Genomic DNA, 1,668 nt, shown 5'->3' on the forward strand with positions numbered 1-1,668 from the left:
GCAGCCGCTCGGCGGTCCAGCCGCCGACCGCCGCCCCCGCCGCGATACCGGCGAGCAGCGCGGTGACCGCCAGCGTCATCCCCTCGTTCAACCGGGCACGCGGGACGTACCGCTGAACCAGCGTCATGGCCGTCACCATCGTCGGTGCGGTGGCCATGCCGGCGAGGAGCAGGGCGGGCGCCAGCAGCAGCAGGCTGCCGCCGGCCGCGGCCAGTGCGGGCAGCAGCATCAGCGCCGCCATGGCCGCCACGCACGTCACGAACCGGCGGTGGGCCGGTCCGCGGTGGCGCAGCAGGCCGAAGCCGAGGCCGGCCGCGCAGGAGCCGCCCGCCTGGAGTGCCAGCAGCACCCCGGCCGCGCTCCTGAGCCCGAGCCCGTCGGCGAACGCGATGGTCACCACCTCCATGGATCCGAACACCGCGCCGGTGCAGAGAAAGGTGGCCAGCAGCGCGGGCATGCCGCTGATGCGGGCCGGGGAGCGTCCGCCGTCCGCCTCACGCGGAGACACCGGCGGTTCGGTGCGGCGCTGGGCGGCGAACCACAACGTGCCGACCAGCAGCAGGGCCGCGGCGGTGAGGGTGCCCGCGGTGGGGAACAGCCCGACGCACAGGAACGCCGCCAGTACCGGGCCCGCCATGAAGCACAGCTCGTCCGCGGCCTGTTCGAAGGCGTTGGCGGTGTGCCGGGCCGCCACCGCGTCCGGCGCGTCACCCGCGTACAGGTGGGCCCAGCGGGCCCGGGCCATGCCGCCGGTGTTGGGGCCGGTGGCGGCGGCGGCTGAGCAGGCGAAGAGCGTCCAGGTCGGTGCGCCGGTGGACACGCAGAGCACCAGCAGCAGGTGGGCGGCGACGGCGAGCAGCACGGCGGGCACGGCGACGCGGGCCTGTCCGTGCCGGTCGACGAGCCGGGCGACGAGCGGGGCGAGCAGGGCGGTGGCTGCCAGTCCGGTCGCGGTCACGGCTCCGGCCAGGGCGTAGGAGCCGCGCGTCTCGGAGATCATCAGCACCGCCGAGACCCCGAACATGCCCATCGGCAGCCGGGCCAGTACCGAGCCCGCGCTGAAGGCGCGCGCTCCGGGCCGCCGGAACAGGGCGGCGTAGGGGGCGAACCAGCGGGGGCGGCGGGGCTGACGGGGCCGGTGGTGCCGGTGGTGTGTGCGGGGGCGCAGGTCCACGGCGACGAGAGTGCCGCCGCTCACGGTCAGCAGGGCGGGCCCGGGGGTGGTCGGACGGCGGGTCGCGGGGGAGTGGGAGGCGGGGCGGAGGACAGGGGCGGGACGGGTCTCGGGCGGCATGGCTCCACCCTCCCCGGGGGCCGTCCGGCCCGTCCAACACCTGATGAGGCGGCATTCACACAGATGGTTTGTCAGTATGGACGGATGGCCCACGAACCCGAGCCGCGCCTGCTGCGCGCCTTCACCGCGGTCGCCGACGAGCTGCACTTCACGCGGGCGGCGGCCCGGCTCTACGTGGCCCAGCAGGCGCTCAGCCGGGACATCCGACGGCTGGAGCAGGGCTGGGGCGTGGAGCTGTTCCAGCGCACCACCCGGCGGGTGGCGCTCACCTCGGACGGCGAGCGGCTGCTGCCGTACGCGCGGCGGGTGCTGGCCGCCTACGACGAACTGGGTGCGGCGACGAGCCGGGACGGCCGGCCGCTGGTCGTGGACGT

At 76.1% G+C, this 1,668-nt stretch carries 2 protein-coding genes; one reads left to right on the forward strand and one right to left on the reverse strand.

Going from position 1 to position 1,668, the window contains the following annotated elements; all coding sequences use genetic code 11:
* A partial coding sequence (locus ACYVE9_RS25830) for an MFS transporter (RefSeq protein WP_461030312.1) occupies nt 1-1,294 on the reverse strand: 1,294 nt, incomplete at its 3' end.
* 84 nt (nt 1,295-1,378) lie between these two features.
* On the opposite strand from ACYVE9_RS25830, the gene ACYVE9_RS25835 reads away from it, so the two are divergent.
* Nucleotides 1,379-1,668 (forward strand): LysR family transcriptional regulator (locus ACYVE9_RS25835; protein ID WP_461030313.1); only part of this gene is annotated, 290 nt, incomplete at its 3' end.

This window comes from Streptomyces sparsus, from assembly GCF_054776295.1.